Origin of the sequence: Collinsella sp. AM13-34 (assembly GCF_003473055.1) — a bacterium.
Classification (GTDB): Bacteria; Actinomycetota; Coriobacteriia; order Coriobacteriales; family Coriobacteriaceae; genus Collinsella.
The window spans coordinates 27,523-31,266 of the sequence record NZ_QRLE01000024.1 but is presented as its reverse complement, the minus strand read 5'-3'; the positions used below and the strand labels follow the sequence as shown (position 1 = coordinate 31,266).

Below are 3,744 nucleotides of genomic sequence, written 5' to 3'. Positions count from 1 at the left end.
TATTTGCTCAATGTGTTCGGCTGAGATCGGAAATCAACCCGATTCTTGTTTTAGCTGTGGAGATTCGTTTGAAAATCGCGTCAATTGTGGAGACGAGGACCTTTGACTTCCTGTTCACCTTATCTTCTACCTGCGCTTTTGCTTGATTGTTGTATTTGAGCTCAATTTGTCAGGAATTGGGCAAGCTTTTGGTCAGGCTCCGGTACTTACCCGCATGAACCTCGGGGGTAGCCTCATCCTACGCGTCGCAGCCTCCCCGTGCGGCGCACGAGGGATAAGGAGCAGCCATGTCCAACGCACCCACGCACTCTGTCCACAGCGCAATCGCAACAGGTCCGCTGCTCCTGCTCCTCTTCCTGCTTTTCGGCTGCCTGGCACCGGGAGCCGCATTTGCCGTCGATGGCTACGACCAGCTCGGCTTCCGCACTATCAGCGATAATTGTGGGCCCTTCTTTATCGGCAAGTATGAAGCTCAAGACGCCTCGATTGCCTACTGCATGAACCAGGAGCGTCCCGGCCCCACCAAGCCGGGCGGCCCATGGCTCAACTTTGATCAAGGCTGGGTGTGGCTCGACGACGAGTTCGCAGCAATCGTTTGTCACGGATATCCTACCGCCGCGTCGTTTGGCGGTTACCATCTTTCACCCGATCGCGCCCGCGCCGCCACCCAGCTTGCCGTATGGATGCTCAACGGCACTACCCATGTCGACGGCACCTACTCCTACACGACCGCTCAGGGCAAAACCAAGAGCGGGCACTTTACCGCCGACAATGAAGTCGTGGCGGCTGCGCGGTGGCTCCACGACAGCGCAAAATCAGGAAGCATCAAAGCCGCTCCGCACCGCGCGCGGCGCTATCTAGGAACCGTATCGGGCGGCAGCAGACGTCAAGACATGCTCTATGTACTGCCAGCGGTCTCTGTTTCCTTCCAAAAGCAGTCTGCGAACACTGTTATTACCAGCGGAAACAATACCTATCAGTTTACCGGGGCAACATTCGATATTTTTGAGAGCGCCAGCGACGCATGTGTCGGCACCATCCAGATGGACGGCAACGGTCGAGCACAGGCAACACTCCTACCCAACACGGCATACTACCTAGTTGAAACGAAGGCGCCGGCCGGCTATGTCCCCCGCCCCGATCGCGTTGCCTTTACCACGGGGAATGACGGCGGGCAGGTCGCCATCGATGAACAACCCGGCGCCATCACCCTGCATGTCGTAAAACTCGATGCCGCGACGAATGCCGGCCCCCAGGTGGGATCTTCACTCGCAGGAGCAGAGTTCACGTGTGTGTCGCAATCAACCCCTGGATGGTCGCAAATTCTCACGACTGACGAAAGCGGTCGGGCCACCCTCACCGATGTCCCCCTGGGAACCTTTACCATCTATGAATCGAAGGCGCCCGAGGGCTATTTGCCCTCCGGTGACAGTTGGTCTTACACCGTTGGAGCCGACCAACTCGGCGATTCAGGCGTGGTCGAGATCGAATCTCGCGTTTCCGATATCCCCATTGCGTTTGACCTTGAGATTTCAAAATTCAAGGACTACGGCAATAGCGATCAATCCGGCCTGGAGCAGCCGGCAGGAGATGTTGTCTTTGAGGTTGTCAGTAACAGCTCTCAGCAGGTTGTTGGCACACTGACCACAAACATCTATGGCTTTGCCTCCACCAAAGATCAGCCCGAAGCATGGTTTGGCGCAGGCAAGCGACCCGCCGGTGTCCACGGAGCCATCCCATACGACCGCGCCGGCTACACGGTTCGTGAGGTTCCGGAAACCGTCCCAGAGGGTTTTAAACGTGCAGGGGAATGGACCGTCGAGGCCAATCAGATTTCCGACGGCGCCGAGCTTCAATATATCGTGGACAACCACGCTCTGTCGACGCATCTCCAGATTGTAAAACGCGATGCCCAAACAGGCGCTTCTGTTCCCCTAGCCGGATTCACCTTCCAACTCCTCGACAGCAATCACAAACCTGTCTCACAAACTTGCTGGCATCCAGCACATAACGTAATGGACACCTTTACGACTGACGCGACCGGGACCGTCACACTGCCCGAATCGCTCGTGCCGGGCACCTATTATGTACGCGAAACCTCGGCCAAAGAGCCCTATCTTGTCGGCAAAGAGATCGAGGTAAACATACCCGCCGACATGAACCTAACGCCCGTTGCAATCGCCTCGTATTATGACCACGCCGCGACCGGAAACATCAGGATCGTTAAAACCGATGTCGTAGACGGCAGCAGCCTCGCGGGCGCCATCTTTGAGATCCGTGCCTCGGGTGATATCGTGCGCCCCGACGGTAGCATTGCCGCGCTCGACGGTGAGACTGTCGCTACCGTCACAACTGATGAAACTGGAGAAGCACGCGCGGACGACCTCCCGCTGGGATCTGGCACCGCACGCTACGAGGTTGTCGAGACTCAAGCGCCGGCAGGCTTCTTACTCGACCGGACGCCCCATATCGTAGACCTCGCTTATGCCGACCAGAAAACACCCGTTGTAGAAGCACGGCTTAACGTATCCGACAATTACACCAAGGTTGATATCTCCAAGGTCGATGCAAGCGGAGAGCAGGAAGTGAAAGGCGCACAACTCACCTTATATGGTCCCGATAAAACCGAAATAGACTCCTGGACCTCATCCGACAAGCCGCACCGCGTCGAACATCTTGCACCCGGCACCTACTCGTTGCGCGAAATGATGTCTCCGCGGACCTATGACCTTGCCGAGGAGATAACGTTTGAAATAAAGGATACGGGAGAAGTCCAATCCGTCGCGATGAAGGATGCGCCCATCGAGATCAAAGGACAGGTCGACAAGCGTCAGGAGCTTGTCCAACCTATCGGGAAGGGTCTGCTGGCCAACGGCGATGGTAAAAATCGCGCCGCAACGCAAACCAATACGGACGGTCTTTTCTCCTATACCATCGACGCTCGAAACGATTCAGCTACCTGGGTTGATGAGTTCACAATTACCGATGATCTTGAGTGTGCCGAGGACGATACGGCGAGATTCGTCTCAATCGAAACCCCCGTCGCCATCGGCGACCTCAACGGTCTGTGCAACGTGTGGTATCGCACGACGCCGTTGGACTCGACAGACGTCGATGAGCCGGCAAACGCGACGCTTGACGATGGGCACGAAAATCCTTGGCTTGAGTCCGACGAAGTAAAAGAGAGTCTGGGTGAAGATTGCCGCCTCGTCGATTACGACGGCTGGCACCTCTGGAAGGCGGATGTCTCGACCACGGAATCCGCCACACTCGAGGCGAAAGAACTCGACCTTGCATCCAATACCGTCGTAACGGGCATTCGCATTGAATACGGTGCGGTAGCCGCCGACTTTACGACTCGAAGCGATACGGATTCTTGGACCCGCGATGATCTCAAAGATGAGCACGACGACCTTGACGATGCCAAAGCAATCCTTGGCACAGATGCTCGGGGCGCAGTCGTGCACATGCAGGCAACGTCGGCTTACACACCCCAAACTGCACTCACCAACAGCGCACGCGTCGATCTTTGCCGCAACGGCGGCGGCGATATACTTGAGTCACATGACGAGGACCGTGTCATTCAACGCTGTACCCTACCGCAGGACCTACCGGCAACAGGATCAGCTCCCATCGCCGCTTGCATCACCGCGCTCCTGACCTCGGGTGCCGCAGCCCTATGGTTCGCTCGCCTTAGGTCAATCCCAAAGAAGCGCTAGCGCGATGAAAAAGCGGGCGAGCCAG

General features: G+C 56.8%; 1 protein-coding gene. It reads left to right on the top strand.

Going from position 1 to position 3,744, the window contains the following annotated elements; all coding sequences use genetic code 11:
• The first annotated feature begins 287 nt into the window (after positions 1-287).
• Positions 288-3,719: a SpaA isopeptide-forming pilin-related protein gene (locus DW151_RS09100; protein ID WP_118335484.1), complete on the top strand. Its 3,432-nt coding sequence runs from the start codon at positions 288-290 to the stop codon at positions 3,717-3,719.
• The last annotated feature ends 25 nt before the right edge of the window (positions 3,720-3,744 follow it).

Bases quoted from the DNA above. Each gene is read 5' to 3' on its own strand.
- DW151_RS09100 (WP_118335484.1), top strand. From the start codon at position 288: ATGTCCAACGCACCCACGCACTCTGTCCACAGCGCAATCGCAACAGGT.